The 19,751-nt window shown below is 33.1% G+C and carries 21 protein-coding genes and 1 other RNA gene; 17 read left to right on the top strand and 5 right to left on the bottom strand.

From position 1 onward, the window contains the following. The first annotated feature begins 168 nt into the window (after positions 1-168). From ssrA to GB234_RS13955, 6 genes are all read left to right on the top strand, one after another. Positions 169-568, top strand: a transfer-messenger RNA (tmRNA) gene (gene ssrA, locus GB234_RS13980). A gap of 283 nt (positions 569-851) precedes the next feature. Further along, the gene (locus GB234_RS13975) at positions 852-3,194 is read left to right on the top strand and encodes a hybrid sensor histidine kinase/response regulator (RefSeq protein WP_151895208.1); all 2,343 of its coding nucleotides are present in this window, start codon (positions 852-854) and stop codon (positions 3,192-3,194) included. A 50-nt stretch (positions 3,195-3,244) separates the two neighbouring features. Further along, positions 3,245-3,811 carry a mechanosensitive ion channel family protein gene (locus GB234_RS13970; protein WP_151895207.1) on the top strand — a complete coding sequence of 189 codons (567 nt, stop codon included), beginning with the start codon at positions 3,245-3,247 and terminating at the stop codon, positions 3,809-3,811. A 168-nt stretch (positions 3,812-3,979) separates the two neighbouring features. Continuing rightward, positions 3,980-4,201 carry a hypothetical protein gene (locus GB234_RS13965; protein WP_151895206.1) on the top strand — a complete coding sequence of 74 codons (222 nt, stop codon included), beginning with the start codon at positions 3,980-3,982 and terminating at the stop codon, positions 4,199-4,201. Positions 4,202-4,359: 158 nt separating this feature from the next. Next, positions 4,360-4,662, top strand: a complete 303-nt coding sequence (locus GB234_RS13960) for a hypothetical protein (protein ID WP_151895205.1) — start codon at positions 4,360-4,362, stop codon at positions 4,660-4,662. An 84-nt stretch (positions 4,663-4,746) separates the two neighbouring features. Next, on the top strand, positions 4,747-5,592 hold the full coding sequence (locus tag GB234_RS13955) for an alpha/beta hydrolase (RefSeq protein ID WP_151895204.1): 846 nt from the start codon (positions 4,747-4,749) through the stop codon (positions 5,590-5,592). Between the two features lie 85 nt (positions 5,593-5,677). Here the strand turns inward: GB234_RS13955 and GB234_RS13950 are convergent, their stop codons facing one another. From GB234_RS13950 to GB234_RS13935, 4 genes are all read right to left on the bottom strand, one after another. Next, a complete protein-coding gene (locus GB234_RS13950; protein ID WP_172966898.1) occupies positions 5,678-6,112 on the bottom strand; it encodes a rhodanese-like domain-containing protein in 435 nt (144 codons plus the stop codon). After that, a complete protein-coding gene (locus GB234_RS13945; RefSeq protein WP_151895202.1) occupies positions 6,112-6,423 on the bottom strand; it encodes a rhodanese-like domain-containing protein in 312 nt (103 codons plus the stop codon). Before GB234_RS13945 ends, GB234_RS13950 begins: the two co-directional genes overlap by 1 nt. A 109-nt stretch (positions 6,424-6,532) precedes the next feature. Beyond that, positions 6,533-7,249: a thioredoxin family protein gene (locus GB234_RS13940; RefSeq protein WP_151895201.1), complete on the bottom strand. Its 717-nt coding sequence runs from the start codon at positions 7,247-7,249 to the stop codon at positions 6,533-6,535. A gap of 5 nt (positions 7,250-7,254) precedes the next feature. Continuing rightward, on the bottom strand, positions 7,255-7,806 hold the full coding sequence (locus GB234_RS13935; protein ID WP_151895200.1) for a redoxin domain-containing protein: 552 nt from the start codon (positions 7,804-7,806) through the stop codon (positions 7,255-7,257). Positions 7,807-8,070: 264 nt separating this feature from the next. On the opposite strand from GB234_RS13935, the gene GB234_RS13930 reads away from it, so the two are divergent. The 11 genes from GB234_RS13930 (at position 8,071) to GB234_RS13885 (ending at position 16,362) form a co-directional block, all read left to right on the top strand. After that, on the top strand, positions 8,071-8,532 hold the full coding sequence (locus tag GB234_RS13930) for a MarR family winged helix-turn-helix transcriptional regulator (RefSeq protein ID WP_151895199.1): 462 nt from the start codon (positions 8,071-8,073) through the stop codon (positions 8,530-8,532). A 4-nt stretch (positions 8,533-8,536) separates the two neighbouring features. Next, positions 8,537-9,106: a YceI family protein gene (locus GB234_RS13925; protein WP_151895198.1), complete on the top strand. Its 570-nt coding sequence runs from the start codon at positions 8,537-8,539 to the stop codon at positions 9,104-9,106. A gap of 214 nt (positions 9,107-9,320) precedes the next feature. Next, complete coding sequence (locus tag GB234_RS13920) at positions 9,321-10,730, top strand: anthranilate synthase component I family protein (RefSeq protein WP_151895197.1); 1,410 nt, start codon at positions 9,321-9,323, stop codon at positions 10,728-10,730. Positions 10,731-10,805: 75 nt separating this feature from the next. Beyond that, positions 10,806-11,372, top strand: a complete 567-nt coding sequence (locus tag GB234_RS13915; protein WP_151895196.1) for an anthranilate synthase component II — start codon at positions 10,806-10,808, stop codon at positions 11,370-11,372. 121 nt (positions 11,373-11,493) lie between these two features. After that, positions 11,494-12,483 (top strand): anthranilate phosphoribosyltransferase, encoded by a 990-nt coding sequence (gene trpD / locus GB234_RS13910; protein ID WP_151895195.1) that lies wholly within the window; start codon positions 11,494-11,496, stop codon positions 12,481-12,483. Between the two features lie 6 nt (positions 12,484-12,489). After that, complete coding sequence (gene trpC / locus GB234_RS13905; RefSeq protein WP_151895194.1) at positions 12,490-13,269, top strand: indole-3-glycerol phosphate synthase TrpC; 780 nt, start codon at positions 12,490-12,492, stop codon at positions 13,267-13,269. After that, positions 13,266-13,904: a phosphoribosylanthranilate isomerase gene (locus GB234_RS13900; protein WP_235906148.1), complete on the top strand. Its 639-nt coding sequence runs from the start codon at positions 13,266-13,268 to the stop codon at positions 13,902-13,904. The genes trpC and GB234_RS13900 overlap by 4 nt, the downstream gene beginning before the upstream one ends. A 70-nt stretch (positions 13,905-13,974) precedes the next feature. Further along, complete coding sequence (gene trpB, locus GB234_RS13895; RefSeq protein WP_151895192.1) at positions 13,975-15,156, top strand: tryptophan synthase subunit beta; 1,182 nt, start codon at positions 13,975-13,977, stop codon at positions 15,154-15,156. 94 nt (positions 15,157-15,250) lie between these two features. Then, positions 15,251-16,012 (top strand): tryptophan synthase subunit alpha, encoded by a 762-nt coding sequence (gene trpA, locus GB234_RS13890; RefSeq protein WP_151895191.1) that lies wholly within the window; start codon positions 15,251-15,253, stop codon positions 16,010-16,012. Positions 16,013-16,105: 93 nt separating this feature from the next. Further along, a complete protein-coding gene (locus GB234_RS15290) occupies positions 16,106-16,234 on the top strand; it encodes a hypothetical protein (RefSeq protein ID WP_262714116.1) in 129 nt (42 codons plus the stop codon). Next, positions 16,234-16,362: a 30S ribosomal protein THX gene (locus GB234_RS13885; protein ID WP_151895190.1), complete on the top strand. Its 129-nt coding sequence runs from the start codon at positions 16,234-16,236 to the stop codon at positions 16,360-16,362. Before GB234_RS15290 ends, GB234_RS13885 begins: the two co-directional genes overlap by 1 nt. A gap of 62 nt (positions 16,363-16,424) precedes the next feature. Here the strand turns inward: GB234_RS13885 and GB234_RS13880 are convergent, their stop codons facing one another. Continuing rightward, positions 16,425-19,514 carry an HYR domain-containing protein gene (locus GB234_RS13880; RefSeq protein WP_151895189.1) on the bottom strand — a complete coding sequence of 1,030 codons (3,090 nt, stop codon included), beginning with the start codon at positions 19,512-19,514 and terminating at the stop codon, positions 16,425-16,427. Positions 19,515-19,751 lie beyond the last annotated feature (237 nt).

Below are 19,751 nucleotides of genomic sequence, written 5' to 3'. Positions count from 1 at the left end.
AGCAGCGGCATCCTTTTATACCTCTTTAGGGTATAAAAGATAAAGCGAATAGCCCGACTTTTTTGAGCTATAGGCGAAAAAAAGACACGCTCAAATAATCTCAGTATTGATAAAGCTATTTACCAGTTTACACTGAGTATTACTTTTGAAAACTGAATACTAAAAAAAGGGGCCGACTGGTTTTGACAGCGAGTCAACTAGTATAGTAAGCATGTAGAGCGCTGGGAAACAGCTCTTAAATCTCATTTTTCACACTTTTTAAACGGCGAGAATAACTACGCCCTAGCTGCATAATCTGAATCATAGTAAGATTACGCCTCGGTCTACAAGGTAGACAAGCAGGAAGTCACTCGAGAGCCTTGGTTTACGGCAATCGATATAGTGACTTCGTAAAAGTAAACCTATTGAGGGTGGTGTCTAGACATCCTTGAGACACTTAATTTAGAATAAGGGGTGCGTTGGTAGTTTTTGACCGGCAAGCTCACGAAAATTTAAATAAAAACTAAACATGTAGAAAGCTGTAATAGTGCACGTTTGGACGAGGGTTCGAATCCCTCCGGCTCCACTTTTAACCTCGTAAACCCAATGTTTACGGGGTTTTATTTTAATGGGGGCATAAAAAGGGGCGTATTTTTAGAAAAAAAGTATTAATTACATTTTACAGTAGAGAAATTACTATTTTATTTTTATGGCTTCGGAAATCTTAATTAATTTGTAAATACGCTGCACTTTAAAAGTAGGATATAACCTACTCTAATAAGTTAAAATATCGTTTTTTTGCATTTTTAACAAGATGATCTAACCTCAACTATCTTTTTCTTGTATATTAGCTCCATCAACCTATTTATGCATTGAAAGTTTTACACTTCTTTTTATTTTTAAGTACTTGGAATTTTTTTTCACAAAATCTTCCATTTGATCCAGAAGTTGACAAAGGTCAATTGTTTGAATATGCTCAATTTACAAATGCTGGAGAAAATGATTATTCAATAAACGATGTAATTGAAAATAAGTATTTAAAATACGATTCTATTTTAAATGAAAATCATAGTCTAGGTTTTACAACAGATTTTTATTGGGTAAAATTTAGTCTTAAAAATAGCTCAAAAGAAAAACAAAGTTATTATTTAGAGACAGCTAGACCTGTGACAGATGTCGTTAACCTATACCAGATTGATGAAGATTTGATAAAAGTTTTTAATAGTGGAGATCAATTATTATTTGAGGATAGATCTCAAAGTCAACGTCAAACCGTTTTCAAAATAACTATACCTAAAAACGATACACAAGATTTCTATCTCAAAATAAAAAGTGATGGAGAAACTGTTAATGTACCTCTTAATTTAAAGAGAAGCGAAGAGTTTTATGAGTCAAATAGTAAACAACAACTTTTCTTTGGTTTATTTTATGGTATCCTTGTCTTTGCTGGCCTCATGTATTTGTTTTTTTATACCAGTCTAAAAGAAAGGTCTTTCTTTTATTATGGTTTTTATGTTTTATCCATTGCACTTATGCAAGCTGCACTCGATGGTTTTTTATATAAATATGTGTTTACTGGTGGTGGGTATTTTAATAGCAGATTAGTGCTTATCACTGCTCTATTTTCCAATTACTTTTTATTAAAATATTGTGAGCACTTTTTAAATATCGCTCAAGATTTAAAAATGTTTAAGAAATTTTATAATGTTGCTTACGGTATCATTGGTGTATTATTCCTTGCTATTTTTATCAATAAAAACACACTTGCACTTACCTATCCTATAAGCAATCTTAATGGATTATTTAGTTTAATATTAATACTCGCATCGTTATTCACACTACGATATAAGCGTTTTAAAGTAGACATATATTTCTCCATTGGTATTTTCTTTCTTGTTATAGGTCTATTAGGTTTTGTAATGAATAACCTTAGCTTATTACCTAATAATTTTTATACTTTGAATAGCGCTAAATTTGGTTCAGCATTTGAGGTAATATTTTTATCACTCTCTATGACTAACTTGATTAGAACATTGCGTTTAGAAAAAGAAAAATCGCAAGAATTAGCACTTCAAAAATCTGAAGAAGTTAGTGAGCTTAAATCTTATTTTATGTCAAACCTAAGCCATGAACTACGCACTCCAATTAATGCTATTTTAGGAATTGTTGACGACCAACTTTTCAAAGAAAATTTTGATTCTGACCAAAGAGAATCTTTCAACATCATTAAAAACGCATCTTTTAGCTTATTAAGTAATGTTAACGATATTATTGATTTTGAACGTATTGAAAAAAATGAGCTTGTCCTAAGACCTTCTGAGTTCAATCCCTTAGTTCTTTTAAATCAAATTTCTAGTAATTGGGAATTAGAAGCAAAAAACAAAGGACTTAACTACACTGCTTTGATAGACGACAACACTCCTAAACTTGTATATGGTGATGCTGAACGTTTTGGACAAATAATTAACAACATACTAAGCAATGCTGTTAAGTTTACACATGAGGGTTTTATTAATCTAAAACTAAAATGTTTAATTAAACCAGACAAAATTTGTATGTTTTCGTTTGAGTTATTAGACACCGGTATAGGAATGGATGAAAACAGTAAACGCAATGTTTTTAATAGCTATAGTCAAATGCGACTAAAGCATGATAGAAAATTTGGCGGTATTGGACTAGGTTTATCAATTGTTCAAAATTTAATAACATTGTTTAATGGGAAATTAAAAATTGAAAGTAAAGTAAATGATGGAACTAAAGTGTGTCTAGATATACCTCTAAAAATACTAGAAGAGCCTAAAAAAGTAAATGCTACAGACGCACTTAAAAATCTTAATTTTCATATTTTAGTGGTTGAAGATAATAAGCTAAATCAAATGGTTATGAAGAAAATGCTTTCTAGCAATATAAACATCTCGTTTGACGTAGTTAGTAATGGCCAAGAAGCACTTGATACATTGAAACTCATAAATTATGATATTGTTTTAATGGATTTACAAATGCCATTGATGGATGGATATGAAGCCACAATGAAAATTAGAAATGGCGAAGTAGGCGCAGATAAATTGAACATCCCCATAATTGCGATTACCGCAGATGCTACTGAGAAAACAAGACAACGGGTATTTGAATTAGGAATGAATGAATACATTTCAAAGCCCGTAAACAAAGAAGATTTATTTGATAAAATAACTGTTTCTTATAGCTTGGCGTAGTGAAAAGTATTTATGACATTTGCCTATTACAGTCATAAGCATATATTTAAATGATTAACTACCCAAAACAACTTTTAGGCACCCTAATTGCCATAGTAATATTACTTTTTGTAAGTCAACTTGCAAAGCGCGTTATCAAACGTTTTGTTAAGAAAAAAGCAATTGACCCCAATCGCAAAAAAGTTATTCTCAATTTAAGTTATATCCTGTTTTTCTTAATAACCTGTATTGTTCTTATATTTATTTGGGGGATAGGCCTTAAAGACTTTATCTTTTTCATCTCCTCAATTCTTGCAGTATTAGGCGTGGGTTTTTTTGCACAATGGTCCATATTGTCAAATTTGACTTCAAGCATTATACTATTTTTCAATCATCCAGTACGTATTGGTGATCGTATACGTATAGTGGATAAGGATTATGAATGGGTGGGTGTTGTAAAAGATATCACCGCATTCTTCGTTTATATGCGAACTGATAATAACGAGTACATTTCTTTCCCTAATTCATTAGTATTACAAAAAGCTATCGAGATGCTAGACCCTCTAGTTCCTCCACCAATTGATGATTTTACAGAAACTATAATTGATGATGAAACTAAAATTTCAGAAATAGAATAGGAGAATCAAAGTTTTCAAATCCTGTTTATCAATATATTTTCTCACTTCGGAAATTTGCTGCGATTAAAATTTGCACCACTTAAACCCTAAAGTATTCTTAAATATTTTGCTCAATGCCATTTGTTTAATTATATTGGAAAAATTGTTAACAAACAAAATTCTGAAGCAATGGATATCCTACAAGAAGCTGCAATATTTGAAGAAGAAAAAATGAGCCATATGTCTATGAGTGACCGTGTTACGGCATCGAGAGAAGCGAAAAGGCTTATTTTAGCAATCAATGAGATTTACAAAAAAACAAAAGATTCTCAATTAATGGACACTATGAAGCGTCTAACAGAAAAAAAGAAGAAAATTGAGAAAAGACTCAAAGGAAGATTGACAGCATAAATAATTTTTAAAGTAATAAATGCCAAATATTAAATTTAATATTTGGCATTTTATTAACCATCAATCACAAACTCCTCCTAAAGTTAATTTTCTAAACTCTTAAAGTCCTTATTTTTATAATACGATGCATTTGCATCTTTCATCTTAAATGAAGTATTATGAAAACCTTCCTGCTTTTAACAACAATGTCACTAGGGTTATTTTTTAACAATAATTCTAAAGAGGTTATACCAAATAATATTGAAATCACTTTTGACGGCCATGAAGGCGAACACTACTTTTTCACTTCAAACACAGGCAAAGCTATTCAACTTAGTGAACACCATAATGAATTACTTCAGGATGAAAATTTTGAAAACGGTAATTACATAGGTAAAAAATTTATTATTAAGACCGAATCTACTCTTAGTGATAAAAGTCAAAACATATCACCTAAGATAAAAGTGATGGCGTTTTTATAATCATAGAGATTACATATTTTTAAGTTATCTCACCGAATCTCCAATTACCAAAATATCAACTAATTGTATTTAACAAATTTGAATATGAGGTTACTACACAGTATTTTACTCTTAATTCTAATACTTTTTACTACCAGCTGCTCACCAGTCAAACGTATTAAGAATTTAGATTATCTACCTACCGAATTACTTACTAAAGACAGCAACCCCAAACTCAACATCTTCACTCTAAAAGAAAAACCCGAGACTGCAATGCCTGTAATCATCTTTGCACATGGTGGTAATTGGAATCGTGGAGACAAAGACACTTATGCCTTTTATGGAAAAGATATTGCTAAAAGAAATATCATTCTCGTTGTTCCAGAATACACCTTAAGTCCAAATGTAACCTATGACCACCAAGCGCAACAAATTGCTGCTTGTATTCAATGGACAAAAGAAAATATTGTACAATATGGCGGTGATCCTAATAAGATATTTATGAATGGCCACTCAGCGGGAGGGCATCTATCTGCACTTTCTGTAATAAACCCTAAATATGGTATTGATCAAAAAAGTATTTCAGGAATTATTTTGAATGATGCGGCTGGTTTAGATATGTTTTGGCTTAATACAATTAACCCACCTAAAAAAGGGGGTTTTTATGACTATCAAAGTACATTTACTAATGATCCAGAAATATGGAAAGACGCATCTCCCATCTATTTCATTTCCGAAGAAAACCCTCCATTTTTGATTTTTCAAGGCACTAAAACTATTGAAAGTATCGCAAAAACAAATAATGATTTTGTAAATAAATTAAAAGAATTTCAACCAGATGTACAATTTATAAAACAGAAAAAAGGGCATTTTGGTATGATGTTACAATTTATCTGGGGAGGTCAAGAAACTTTAAACACTATAGAAATGTTTGTTAATGCAAATAATTAGCTATAATTACCCACAATACTATATACAAAAAGACCTTATAATATTTATTTAATATTATAAGGTCTTTTTTTGGGGGGAAATTAAACTATTGTTCTACGTCAAAATCCTCTCCCTCCCACTTAGTAATTCCGCCATCTAGATCATAGATTTCCTTAAATCCCATCTCTTGTAAAATTTTTGCTGCGCGAGCACTACGCCCACCTCTTTTACAATACACATAAACGGGTTTATTTCTATCTAAATTTTCAGCTTTTTCTTTAAAATCATTGTCTGTAACACAAATGTTTTGTGCATCTTTTAAATGACTCACCTTGAATTCGTCTGTGGTTCGAACATCAACTAACTGAGCATTTGGGTTATCTTTTAAAACGTCATGCATTGCCTGGGGAGCAAGCACTTTTACAATTTTACCTCCCTGTACCGTATTGCCATCTGCATTTTTAGAAGCATTTTTATTATTACAAGAAATTATTCCTACGCAAAGGAAAAGTGCTATTATTAATTTTAAAAAACTTTTCATTACATTGTTGTTTCTCCATTCCATTGAGAAAATCCTCCCATTAAATTGAATGTATTATTATATCCTATTGAGTTTAATATCATGCATGCTTGGGCACTTCGCCCTCCTGCTTTACAATACACATAATAATTTTTTGAAGGGTCAAGTTCTTTAGCACCATCCATAAAACTACCCGCATTCATAATATCTAGATGTTTTGCATTAGGAATATACCCTTCTTCTACTTCGGCTTCCGTGCGAACGTCTAGGATAATTGCATTATCATCTTTTTCTAATTGCTCACGCCATTGTTGTTGTGTTAAATCTGCCATATTATGTGTTTCTTAAAATTTAAGTAAAATTAATCAATCGAATTAAAATTTCATAAAAAAACCGAACACTTATTATAAGTGTTCGGTTTAAAAATAATTAAATTTTTTTTTAAGCTTTAATTGAGCAACCTATCGCTTTAGTTTCTTTTACAGTTACATCTTTACCAGCTAACAACTCATCAACTGCATTTGCTAAAAAAGTTTCTTTTACAGAGGATGCATTACGCACATTATCATCAATTGCTCCTATATACTTTACAACGTTACCATTATCTTCTTTTTTAAGCAAGTACACATGTGGCGTTTTTGTAGCTCCATATGTTGCATATACTTTATCGTTGGCATCATATAAATACGGGAATGTAAATCCTTTATCTTTCGCTTTTGCTTGCATTAACTCATAAGTATCATCTGGTTGTACTTTTGGGTCATTAGGATTCACTGCGATTACAGGATAACCTAGTACTTTATACTTTTTATCTAATGCATTAATTCGATCTTCACTAGCTACAGCAAATGGACATGTATTGCACGTAAATATAACAATATAGCCTTTGGCATCTTTATAATCTGCCATCGACACCATTTCTCCATCAACATCCTTCAACTTAAAATCTGTAGCAACATCTCCCACTTTATAACCTTTGATGATTTTACCGTCTCGCACTTGCATGCTTAAATCTTTTGAAGTTGATTCTTTTAAAACAACTTTATCTAAAGTAACTTCTTTTGAGACGTCTTTAGTTTGATTGTTACAGGCTAATAGTGTTGAAACTGTAACTGCTACAACAGCCAATTTCAAAAAAATATTTGTTTTTTTAATCATAATTTCTATTTATTAAATGTTTCTACTTCTGTTTTTAATTCTTCGTAGTTAAATGATTGCTCATAAAATTTACGCGTATTTTTTTTATATATTAGAGTGGCAGGAATTGCACCACTCCATGTTGAGTCAACTTTAGGTATCCAGCTATTTGCATCTGCATCATCAAGTAAAATAACATCACTTTTAATCCCATTTCTATCAAGAAATGGAATAACTTGATTTTCAACTTTTTCAGGAAAGTCTAGACTCACTAATAGTACTTTTACTTTTCTTGAAGCTGCCTCTGCATTTAATTTCTCAAATGCTGGTAGCTCGGCGATACATGGTTTACACCACGTAGCCCAAAAATTAATAACATATGTAGTGTCATTCTGTTTAGTTAAAAACCTTGAAAGTTCTTCAAAATTATAAGAAGGCACACGACTTTTTTTTACTTCGGAAATTTCAATATCTGAAACATCTTCCAACTCATTTACACTACTTTGTTTCTTTTTAGTATTTGTACATGAGCTAAAACTTAATAAAAAACAAAAAATAATAATACTATATAATTTCATTAGTTCTATAAAATTTAGTTGTTATCCTACCCTACCCCTTAACTGTAAAATACAGTATTATAAGTGATTAACTGCATATTTCGGCTTTAGCTAAAAAACTAACAAGCTGTAATTTAAATGTCTAAATAAACCTATAATGATAAACAATGTTATAACTAATAACGTAAATAACGAACTGACATCCATTAAATATTTGTTAAAATAAATTTCAAACAAATAAAATAAACATACATTTGTACATACAACTATTGTACATACAATATTATGAATATAGAACAAGCAATACAGACAAATCACAAAATGAACATTGCCACAAAAACGGCAATAAATGTGGCGTATACAAGTCGTATTATGGAAGAATCTTTTTTAGAAATATTAAAACCACATGATATAACTCCACAACAATTTAATGTTCTACGAATTTTAAGAGGACAAAAAGGAAACCCCGCAAACCTATCAACCATTCAAGAACGCATGGTTGATAGGAATAGTAATACTACTCGCTTGATTGACAAACTAATTAAAAAAGATCTTGTCACAAGGAGGGTTTGCGCATCTAATAGAAGAAAAATTGAGCTTTTTATTACTAAAGAAGGTCTTTCTCTTTTAACAACCCTAGATCCTATTACTCAAAATAATAACGAAAAAATTACCAGCGCGCTTGACGCTAATGAACTCGAGCAACTTAATAACCTATTAGATAAACTAAGGACTTTTAAAAATTAAAACTATGAAAACAGCAGTAAAATCAATTTTAATCTTAGCAGTAGCCGTGGGAGCAACTGCATTTACAAACAATACTATGAAAAAAATAAGTGTTTCAGAAAGCACAATCGAGTGGACCGGTAAAAAAGTATTAGGATCTCACACAGGAACTATAAATTTAAAGGAAGGCTCCTTAGAAATGGAAGGATCAACATTAACTGGAGGAATGTTTGTCGTAGATATGACCAGCATTAATGTAACAGATTTAAAAGCTGGAGAAGGAAAAGAAAAATTAGAAGGCCATTTAAAGAGTGAAGACTTTTTTGGCACAGATAATCACCCAACTGCAACTTTAGTATTTACTAGTGTTAAAGCGATGAATGGAGGTTATAAAGTAACTGGAAATATGACTATTAAAGAAACTACTGAGCCTATAACTTTTGATTTAAAGATGGAAGATAATCAAGCAACAACATCACTAAAAATTGACCGTACAAAATACGGAGTTCGTTACGGTTCTGGTAGTTTTTTCGATAACTTAGGAGACAATACTATTAGTGATAATTTTGACCTTAATGTAACGTTAAAGTTTTAAATTAAAAAAAAGTTATGTTTTCAATATTGGATAACTTTTCTATCTTTGAAGCAATAATGAGAACAACACAAAACAATTGGTGGTGGAATAATTTACAGACAACGTCCGTGAACTAGGTCATCATTATATATAACATATAAGCCTGTCTTTCACGAGACAGGCTTTTTTTATTTCCGCAAATGCAGGATTAAAGTAACAAGAGAAAAAACAAACAATGAATTACAAACTAAAAACGCATTCAAAAAAATTACTTGCAGACACCCTCACCCCTGTCTCAGTTTACTTACGTTTGCGAGATAAATTCCCTAATAGTTTACTCCTTGAAAGTAGTGATTATCATGCTAACGATAACAGCTTTAGCTATATCTGTTGTAATCCTATCGCGTCAATAAAAGTAGCAAATGAGGAAATCACACAACATTTTCCCTGCGGAAACGTAACTACAATACAATTGTCGTCGTCTCAACAACCAGCACCTAATGTGCCCGCCATCATCCAAAAATTTTCTGAGTCATTTACAGCACAAGAGACTAATTTAAAGTTTATAAATAATGGACTTTTTGGCTATACAAGTTATGATGCAGTACGCTATTTTGAAAGTGTTGAAATAGACAAAAGCAAATCTATATTAGGAATACCAGATATGTACTATGCGGTATATCAAAACATAATTGCTATCAATCATTTTAACAATGAAGCTTATATTTTTTCTCATAATTACAATACAGAAAGTAATATTGAGCAAATAGAACAACTTATAAATTCAAAAAACTTTGCAGAATACCCTTTTTCCAGAAACGGAGAACCAACAACAAATTTAAAAGACGAAGAATTTAAAGACTTAGTTGTAAAATGCAAAGCACATTGTGCTCGTGGTGATGTATTCCAGATTGTACCGAGCAAAAGGTTTTCTCAACCATTTATGGGTGATGAATTTAATGTGTATAGAGCATTACGCAGCGTAAATCCTTCCCCATATTTATTCTATTTTGATTACGGAAATTTCAAAATCTTTGGAAGTTCACCAGAAGCACAATTAGTTGTAAAAGGAGATACTGCAGAAATCCACCCTATTGCAGGCACATTTAAAAGAACAGGAAACGATTTACAAGACGCTGAACTAGCCAAGCAGCTTTCAGTTGACGAGAAAGAAAACAGTGAACATGTAATGCTAGTAGATCTTGCCAGAAATGACCTTAGCCGTCATGGAACTAATGTAACTGTAGACACTTACAGAGAAGTTCAGTTTTTTTCACATGTAATACACTTAGTGAGCAAAGTCACAGCAACAAAAAATAAAAATACGCCCACAATGCAAGTTGTTGCAGATACTTTTCCTGCAGGAACGTTAAGTGGAGCACCTAAACATAAAGCACTACAATTGTTAGAAAAATATGAAAATATAAATAGGGAGTTTTATGGTGGAGCCATTGGGTTTATGGACTTTAAAGGCAATTATAACCACGCTATTATTATTCGCTCATTTGTAAGTAAAAATCACACGTTACATTGGCAAGCTGGTGCTGGAGTTGTAAATGATAGTAAACCAGAAAACGAACTTCAAGAAGTGTACAATAAGCTAGGAGCATTAACAAAGGCATTAGAATTAGCAGAAACAATTTAAACATTATACACCTAGCAAGTAAAAATATTCGCCTTCGCGCAAAATTAAAATCACCCTTCAATACGGGCATTAAAGATGAAAATATTAGTAATAGATAACTACGATAGTTTTGTGTACAACCTTGTTCATTATTTAGAAGAATTTGATTGCGAAGTGCATGTAATTCGTAATGACAAATTTGACATTGAGCTACCAGAACAATACGATAAAATTGTACTGTCTCCTGGTCCAGGTATTCCTGATGAAGCTGGACTTTTAAAAGAAGTAATAAAAATGTATGCTGGCAAAAAACCTATTTTAGGTGTCTGTTTAGGACAACAAGCTATTGGCGAAGTTTTTGGTGGCACACTCTCAAATCTCAGCGAGGTATTTCATGGTGTTTCTACACAAGCAACTCAGCTTGTAATAGACGAAGCGCTTTTTAATGATATCGATACAACGTTTGAAATAGGCCGTTATCATTCATGGGTTATCAGTCAAGAGGGTTTTCCACCAGCTTTAGAAATAACATCAATTGACGAAAACGGACAAATAATGTCAATACGCCATCGTGAGTTTGATATACGAGGTGTACAATTTCATCCAGAAAGCGTTTTAACACCGCAAGGAAAATTGATGATTAAAAATTGGGTTAAGTTATAAAATTTTTCAAGTTGAGCATTAGTGGAAAACTAAGCAATTAATTTGAGAATAGCCTATGCGGTTAAAGAAACCTGCGTTGTGTAGACTAAAAATAAAACAGTATTACAAACAGCATTAAATAATGAAACAAATATTAAACAGACTCATAAATCACGAACATCTTGACAAAAAGGAAGCAAGAGAAATACTTGTTTCAATTAGCGAAGGAAAGTATAACAATTCACAAATAGCCGCATTTTTAACTGTATATATGATGCGAAGTGTTACGCTAGAGGAACTTGAAGGATTTAGAGATGCATTGCTAGATTTATGTCTCAAAGTTGATCTTGACCAATATAACACTATTGACTTATGTGGTACAGGCGGTGATGGAAAAAACACTTTTAACATATCTACCGTATCATCATTTGTTACCGCTGGCGCTGGTATTAAAGTTACAAAGCATGGAAATTATGGAGTTTCTTCCATTAGCGGTAGCAGTAACGTAATGGAACACTTAGGCATTAAATTTAGCAATGATTCGGACTTTCTAAAAAGGAGTTTAGACAAAGCTGGCATCTGTGTTTTGCACGCACCTCTTTTCCATCCTGCCATGAAAAACGTGGCTCCTATTCGTCGTGAGTTGGGAGTGAAAACATTTTTTAACATGCTTGGGCCAATGGTAAACCCAGCATTTCCTAAAAATCAATTAGTTGGTGTTTTCGACTTAGAGTTGGCGCGTATGTATGGCTATCTCTATCAAAAAAGTGATAAAAATTACGGCATAGTGCACGCTATGGATGGCTATGATGAAATTTCATTAACAGGTGATGTAAAAATACTTTCAAATTCTTCTGAAATGGTACTGCACCCTGAAAATTTTGGAGTTGAAAAACAAAAACAGTCTGACATTTATGGAGGTGAAACCGTCGCTGAATCTGCTAAAATTTTTATGAATATTTTAAAAGGAAACGGCACAAAAGAACAAAACAATGTAGTTTTTGCTAATGCAGGCACAGCCATATCAATAGTCGAAAAGTGCGACCTAAGTGATGGGATTGAAAAAGCGAAAAAATCTTTACATTCTGGTAGTGCTTTAAAATCACTTAATACATTAATCGCGTTAAGTTAATAACAAATGACAATATTAGATAAAATTATTGCTTACAAGCATAAAGAAGTAAAAGCAAAGAAAGCTACATTCCCTATTTCAGTATTAAAACAATCAGCTCTTTTTTTGAGAGAAACTAAATCACTAGCAGAGGCATTAAAAACTTCTAGTTCTGGAATAATTGCTGAACATAAAAGACGCTCGCCCAGCAAATCTGTAATAAATGATAAAGTATTAATTACAGATGTTGCTCAAGGATATCAAAATGCTGGAGTAAGTGGAATGTCTATTTTAACCGATACTAATTTTTTTGGCGGCTCATTAGATGATCTTTTAGTTGCCCGTAATGTAGTTGAGTTTCCATTATTGAGAAAAGAATTTATCGTGGACGCATATCAAATCTATGAAGCAAAAGCATATGGTGCTGATGCAATACTTTTAATTGCAGCCGCCTTAACAGAAAGTCAATTAAAAGAATACTCAGCAATTGCAAAGTCACTTTCACTAGATGTTTTATTAGAAGTCCATAATGAAGAAGAATTAAATAAATCAATCATTCCAACTGTAGATATGCTTGGAGTTAATAATAGAAATTTAAAAACTTTTAAAGTTTCAATAGATATTAGTAAAGAACTTTCTTCAAAAATCCCTACCGATTTTGTCAAGGTTTCTGAAAGTGGAATTTCTAGTGTTGATACTATTAATGAATTAAAACAATATGGCTTTCAAGGTTTTTTGATAGGAGAAAATTTTATGAAAACTGAAAATCCTGGTCAAAGCGCATTGAAATTCATCAAACAATTATGATTGATTTAAAAATTAAAATATGTGGTATGAAACACAATGTTGCTGAAATAGCAGCATTACATCCTGATTATTTAGGATTCATTTTCTACGGAAATAGTCCTAGAAATTACAATGAGTCTGAAGTAATAAAACTATCAAAAGGAATAAAAAAAGTGGGAGTTTTTGTTGATCAATCTGTCACGGAAATCATTGAACTTGCGCACAAATTTAATTTTGATATTATTCAACTACACGGAAATCAAACTAATAAATTTGTGGCGTTGCTTAATTTAAATTTGAAAAAAATTGAAAAAGAAGAGGTAGAAATATGGAAGGTGTTTTCAATAAAAAACACTTTTGACTTTTCGGTTTTAGAAAGTTTTGAAAATCTAGTTTCAAAATTTTTGTTTGATACTAAAGGAAAAGAAAAAGGTGGAAATGGAGTTACTTTTGACTGGTCTGTTTTAGAAAATTATCCGTCAACAACACCTTTTATTTTAAGTGGTGGAATAGGGTTAGCAGAAATTTCGGAAGTAAAAAAAATTCAGAAATCCTCATTACCCATTTATGGGATTGATGTGAATAGTAAATTTGAATTAAAACCTGGGTTAAAAGACATTTTGGCCTTAAAAAAATTAATAGAAGAACTTAAATAATTCTTCGGTAAAATTTATAATGATTAGGATACTTTGTCAACTTAAATTTATTGAAGTATAATAAAAAGCTATGAAATACAATGTAAACGATAAAGGCTATTATGGCGAATTTGGTGGTGCTTACATCCCCGAAATGCTATACCCTAATGTGGAGGAGTTACGCCAGCAGTACATCTCAATTATGCAAGAACCTTCTTTTCAAAAAGAGTTTAATGCTTTATTAAAAGAATATGTGGGGCGCCCTACACCCCTTTATTTTGCCAAGAGGCTTTCAGAAAAACATAATACAAAAATCTACTTAAAGCGAGAAGATTTATGTCACACTGGAGCGCATAAAGTAAATAATACTATAGGACAAATTTTAATGGCGCAACGTTTAGGCAAAAAACGAATTATTGCCGAAACTGGAGCAGGACAACACGGTGTTGCAACTGCAACTGTCTGTGCTTTAATGGGGTTAGAATGTATTGTATATATGGGCGCGATTGATATCGAGCGACAAGCGCCTAATGTAGCAAGAATGAAAATGCTGGGCGCAAAAGTAGTTCCAGCCATTAGCGGTAGCAAAACTTTAAAAGACGCAACGAACGAAGCTATTAGAGACTGGATAAATAACCCAGCAGACACACATTATATTATAGGTAGCGTCGTAGGACCTCATCCCTATCCAGATATGGTTGCGAGGTTTCAAAGTGTTATTTCTTCTGAAATTAAGAGTCAATTACTAGAAAAAGAAGGGCATGAAAATCCGGACTTTATTATTGCATGTGTAGGTGGTGGAAGTAATGCCGCAGGTGCTTATTATCATTATTTAGATACTCCAGAAGTAGGAATAATAGCAGTCGAAGCAGCTGGTAAAGGAGTTAACTCTGGAGAAAGCGCTGCAACCTCAGCGCTAGGTAAAATAGGGATTATTCACGGAAGCAAAACATTATTGATGCAAACCCCGGATGGGCAAATTACTGAGCCTTATTCAATTTCGGCTGGATTAGACTATCCAGGAGTTGGCCCAATGCATGCCCATTTATTTGCTAGTGGTCGTGGGGAGTTTATTTCGGTCACTGATGATGATGCAATGAATGCTGGAATACAATTAAGCAAACTCGAAGGCATTATACCAGCAATTGAAACAAGTCACGCCCTTGCCATTTTTGAAACTAGAAAATTTAAACCTAGTGATATTGTTGTCGTTAATTTAAGTGGTCGTGGCGATAAAGACTTAAATACCTACATTGATTATTTTAATTTATAATATTTTAAAATTTAAAACAAAGGTACGTTTGACTACTATCGGAATCTTTTTTTAAAATATAGCAATAGGAAATCACGTGTTTAAAATCTATACAATGAATAGAATTTCAGAAAAATTAAAAGAAAATAAAAAAATACTATCCATTTATTTCACAGCTGGCTATCCTTCAATTGATGACACAGTTTCCGTGCTAGAAGCATTACAAGAAAGTGGTGTTGATATGGTTGAAATTGGGCTGCCTTTTAGCGACCCACTTGCAGATGGACCTACAATTCAAGCTAGCTCAACGCAAGCATTAAAAAATGGAATGACTACTCAACTACTTTTTAATCAATTAAAGGATATTCGAAAAAAAATAGATATTCCATTAGTCTTAATGGGCTATTTTAATCCTGTATTACAATATGGCGTTGAAGACTTTTGCAAAAAATGTCAAGAAATAGGAATTGATGGTTTGATCTTACCAGACTTACCCGTCGCTGAATATAAAGAACATTATCAAGAAATTTTTGAAAACTATGGCCTAATCAATGTATTTTTAATCACACCACAAACAAGTAATGATCGTATAAAAGAAATAGATTCAGTTTCAAATGGATTCATTTACATGGTGAGCAGTGCCAGTGTGACTGGTGGAACTCATGGTTTTGGAAAAAGCACTAAAGATTATTTTAAACGTATTTCTGAAATGAAGCTTAATAACCCCCAGATTTTAGGCTTTGGAATCAGTAATGCAGACACTTTTAACTCTGCAACAAAATATGCAAAAGGAGCAATTATAGGTAGTGCATTTATAAAAATGTTATCTAACGAAGGTTTTAAGGGCATTAAAAAATTCATTAAATCAATTCGTTAGGTTTAACTAAGGTTTAGTAATTTCTTAATAAAAATTAAGATTCATTTTTTATACTTTAGTGATGAACTGAAAAATGAATTAAAAATTAATATTATGGATAAGAAATTCAGAAGAAAAACCGAACAAACAAACCCAACAAACCCTACAGGGAATACAAATCAACCTACAAATAAGTTTGACATTGATAAAAAAACTATCAAGGAACAACAAAATAAAAAGTAATGGGAAAGGGTGACAAGAAGACCAAAAAAGGAAAGATCAATATTAGCTCTTATGGAAAATTAAGACCCAAGCGAGGAAAGTTTAAAACAAAACCTCGAAACATTAAAGGAGCTTTAAAACCTGACTAAATAAAAACCCCTTCACTTTAAAAGTGAAGGGGTTCTTTTATTATTGCTAATTGCTATAAAGCTTATTTTTTAATAAGTCTTTTTACAACGCTAGCAACATTACTAGTTAATTGAACTGTATAAACTCCAGCAGATAACGCAGAAACATCGATTGTTTGATCTCCTTGTGCACCTTTTAAGTTAACATTCATAACCACTCTTCCATTAATATCATGAACAATTGCATTTTCTAAAACTTGTGTTGAAGAATTTTGAATTGTTACAACATTATTAGCAGGATTAGGGTATAATGATATTCCATCAGCAAGGATGTTGTCATTAGCTCCAAGAACACTTTCTACAGTCAACATAAAAGTACATGTACCTTCATTACCATACTCGTCAGTACCAGTTAATGTAATTGGATAAGTTCCATCAGGTAAGAAAGAACCTGCTGCAGGGTCTTGTGAAGTAATTGTTACAGGATCTGTACAGTTATCTACAGCTGTAGCTTCACCAGTTGCGAAATAATCTGGAACTTCATAGTTCACATTTCCAGCACCTGGATCAACCGTAATATCAGCAGGACAAGTAATTACTGGTCCAAGCATATCAACAACAGTTACCATTGCACTACAAGAAGCTAAGTTACCACCTGCATCATTCACAAAAAGAGTAACCATAACTGGAGTGCCTATGTCATCACAGTCGAATTCAGTGATATCTGCTGCTGCAGACATTATACCACATGCTTCAACAGTTGCTCCCATATCAATAAGTGTCATTGGGTCTAAAGTTACCGTACCATCTGCACCTAATTCAATTGTAGCATCCATACAAACTAATTCTGGAGCTGTAACATCACGAACAATAACAGTTGCAGTACACATTGAAACGTTTCCACTTGCATCAGTCACTGTCACATCAACTGAATTTGAACCTAAATCATCACATGTAAATACTAATCCAGAAGTTGGATCTGGAGTTTCATAACGAACGATTCCATTAAAGTTTCTTGGTGAGAATAGAGTTCCTGCAGCTAGTGACGTTTTTCCACCACCTTGAAGATGCTCAATATTAGTATCACTTACTAATATATCCCCAACCATGCTCCCAGCAGGTCCATTAGTATAATTTATTCCTAGGTCAAGTGTAGCAACATAAAAAGCAACAGTTTCACCAGCGGCAACATCAATATCTAAATCTAAATTGAGTGGTGATGGTAAGTTCTCACCTGCAGATGTTACTGCTGTAGTAGCAACTAGTGTCCAAGCTGCTGGATCACTTTCAAACCCTACCCACGTTCCTGTCTTAAAGTATACTTCAACATTACCTGAACCGGCATCTAAATTCATGTCAAATGACTGAAAAGAAACATCGTTTAAAACGTTAATATCAAAAAAGTTACCACCAGGGTTAAGTCCATTACCTCCAGCAAGTCCAACATTAAGTTCAGCTGGAATTCCACCACCTGTGTTTCCACCTGCTTCAATTGTTACACTACAAGCATCTTCAACAGATAAAAGTAAGTCACTTGGATCTATAGTTGCCATTCCCATAGCATCAAGATCAAGTACAAGTGGTGCAGCAGGTGAATCATAGGTCAACATAAAGTTATCAAGACCAGCTCCCCATGCAAATGTATCATTATCATCATAACGAAATCTAAATTGAAATGCATCATTTGCGAAAGCTAGAACATCGATAACACCAGAATTGATTGGGTCTTGATCTTCAGTTTCAGTTAAAATAACTTGCCACGCAGATCCGTCCCAAACTTCAGCAAAAATTTCACCTCCACCAGCGAAGTCTTGCAAAGCATAATCAAAAGAAATACTAGCAGATGCTACTCCAGTTAAATCATATATTGGCGAAAACAAAGTTGCCTCTCCTACTTGAGCTGAACCAGCACCATCATCATCAAATATTGCTGCATTAGTTGGAAAATCTGCTCCTATAGGCATATCCCCTGTACCAAATATCCAATCAGCTGGTCCACCAGATTCAATTACTGTTGTCCATCCCGTTGGGATTGTAGCTCCTTCAAAGTCTTCTAATACAGAAACCAATCCTGGCTGACCAATACATGTAATAACTGGTGCAGTAGTATCTGTAATTGTTACTGTAGCCATACAAGTAGATTCGTTTCCACTATCATCTGTTACAGTTAATGTTACCATATTAGCACCTAAGTCACCACAACCAAAAGTTGTTTGACTAGCTACAACACTAGCAACAGCACAGTTATCAGAAGAACCTGCATCAATATCTGCAGCAGTAATTGTAGCCACACCCATTAAATCTAATTCTAGAGTTACATCTTGACACATTGCCATAGGAGCTTCCATATCCATTACAGTATATGTAGTCTCACATGTAACTGTGTTTCCATCAGAATCTGTTGCAGAAAACTCAATAGTTGTATCTCCAACTGGAAAAACTGTTCCACTTGCAGGTCCCATTGTTTGCGTTGTTGCGATTGCACCATCCTCTGGGTCAATTGCTACAGCAGCTGTAAAGTTTACTACTGCACCACAAACACCCGCATCTGTATTAGCCATTCCACCCATTGGGCAGTTGATTACTGGGGGTGAACCTACAGGAGGAGCTGCAAATGTTATTTCATAACTAAATAATGAACCGCCATCTCCGCCAGCATCATCATTTATTTCTAGAACCCAGTCACCAGTTACTGTCTCTCCAGCAAACTCGGTATTCATATCTACTCCTGGACCGTCACCAAAGCCTACATTAAAAATGTTAGCTCCACCTTCTGCACGATAATCTACCATTGGAGCGCCACCATCCCAACCTGTGACATCATTAGCAGAAGCATCATTAAAAACAAGTGATGTAGGATTAGTATCAGTACCGTTAAAACTACCATTATCAGTACATAAAGCAACTCTAGTCCCTGCTGGAGAAACTAAAACAATTTCCATATCTCCTGCAAATGAATGAGTAAGGCTTAATGTTATATTATCTAGAGTAAATTCTCCAGATCCTGGCCCCACTACACCAGTAAGTGGCACAGTTGCTGCTGAAGAACCAACATCTCCTGAATTAGGGCCTAAAGCAACAGGTGTTCCTGCTCCAGAATACGTTTGAGCACTTATAGTCCAACAAAATGTGGTTACCATGAGCGCAATTAAAATAAATGTAATTTTTTTCATAAATCAATTAATTAAGTTAATAAAGTATAAAAGTTAATAATGTGTTAATTTAAACAAAATAAATAGTATAGCAATGTTTTATCTTCAATTTGATGATTTTTTAGACAAACAACGTAAATTTTCTGTTTAAAAGAATGCAATTAAGGCAATATATAGTTTTACAGTAAAGATTTAGTAATTTGACTGAAATTTCAGCAATAAAAAAAGCCACCTTATTTTAATAAAGATGGCTTTTTC

It is taken from the genome of Patiriisocius marinistellae, from assembly GCF_009014635.1.
Taxonomy (GTDB): domain Bacteria; phylum Bacteroidota; class Bacteroidia; order Flavobacteriales; family Flavobacteriaceae; genus Patiriisocius; species Patiriisocius marinistellae.
This window is presented reverse-complemented; position numbering and strand designations above follow the sequence as displayed.

What these genes read in the sequence shown, in the direction of transcription:
- GB234_RS13885 (WP_151895190.1), top strand. Translation starts at nt 16,234, where the DNA reads ATGGGAAAGGGTGACAAGAAGACCAAAAAAGGAAAGATCAATATTAGC.
- GB234_RS13920 (WP_151895197.1), top strand. Translation starts at nt 9,321, where the DNA reads ATGAATTACAAACTAAAAACGCATTCAAAAAAATTACTTGCAGACACC.
- GB234_RS15290 (WP_262714116.1), top strand. Translation starts at nt 16,106, where the DNA reads ATGGATAAGAAATTCAGAAGAAAAACCGAACAAACAAACCCAACAAAC.
- trpC (WP_151895194.1), top strand. Translation starts at nt 12,490, where the DNA reads ATGACAATATTAGATAAAATTATTGCTTACAAGCATAAAGAAGTAAAA.
- GB234_RS13900 (WP_235906148.1), top strand. Translation starts at nt 13,266, where the DNA reads ATGATTGATTTAAAAATTAAAATATGTGGTATGAAACACAATGTTGCT.
- GB234_RS13945 (WP_151895202.1), bottom strand. Translation starts at nt 6,423, where the DNA reads ATGGCAGATTTAACACAACAACAATGGCGTGAGCAATTAGAAAAAGAT.
- trpB (WP_151895192.1), top strand. Translation starts at nt 13,975, where the DNA reads ATGAAATACAATGTAAACGATAAAGGCTATTATGGCGAATTTGGTGGT.
- GB234_RS13915 (WP_151895196.1), top strand. Translation starts at nt 10,806, where the DNA reads ATGAAAATATTAGTAATAGATAACTACGATAGTTTTGTGTACAACCTT.
- GB234_RS13970 (WP_151895207.1), top strand. Translation starts at nt 3,245, where the DNA reads ATGATTAACTACCCAAAACAACTTTTAGGCACCCTAATTGCCATAGTA.
- GB234_RS13935 (WP_151895200.1), bottom strand. Translation starts at nt 7,806, where the DNA reads ATGAAATTATATAGTATTATTATTTTTTGTTTTTTATTAAGTTTTAGC.
- GB234_RS13930 (WP_151895199.1), top strand. Translation starts at nt 8,071, where the DNA reads ATGAATATAGAACAAGCAATACAGACAAATCACAAAATGAACATTGCC.
- GB234_RS13925 (WP_151895198.1), top strand. Translation starts at nt 8,537, where the DNA reads ATGAAAACAGCAGTAAAATCAATTTTAATCTTAGCAGTAGCCGTGGGA.
- GB234_RS13960 (WP_151895205.1), top strand. Translation starts at nt 4,360, where the DNA reads ATGAAAACCTTCCTGCTTTTAACAACAATGTCACTAGGGTTATTTTTT.
- GB234_RS13965 (WP_151895206.1), top strand. Translation starts at nt 3,980, where the DNA reads ATGGATATCCTACAAGAAGCTGCAATATTTGAAGAAGAAAAAATGAGC.
- GB234_RS13880 (WP_151895189.1), bottom strand. Translation starts at nt 19,514, where the DNA reads ATGAAAAAAATTACATTTATTTTAATTGCGCTCATGGTAACCACATTT.
- GB234_RS13940 (WP_151895201.1), bottom strand. Translation starts at nt 7,249, where the DNA reads ATGATTAAAAAAACAAATATTTTTTTGAAATTGGCTGTTGTAGCAGTT.
- trpD (WP_151895195.1), top strand. Translation starts at nt 11,494, where the DNA reads ATGAAACAAATATTAAACAGACTCATAAATCACGAACATCTTGACAAA.
- GB234_RS13950 (WP_172966898.1), bottom strand. Translation starts at nt 6,112, where the DNA reads ATGAAAAGTTTTTTAAAATTAATAATAGCACTTTTCCTTTGCGTAGGA.
- GB234_RS13955 (WP_151895204.1), top strand. Translation starts at nt 4,747, where the DNA reads ATGAGGTTACTACACAGTATTTTACTCTTAATTCTAATACTTTTTACT.
- trpA (WP_151895191.1), top strand. Translation starts at nt 15,251, where the DNA reads ATGAATAGAATTTCAGAAAAATTAAAAGAAAATAAAAAAATACTATCC.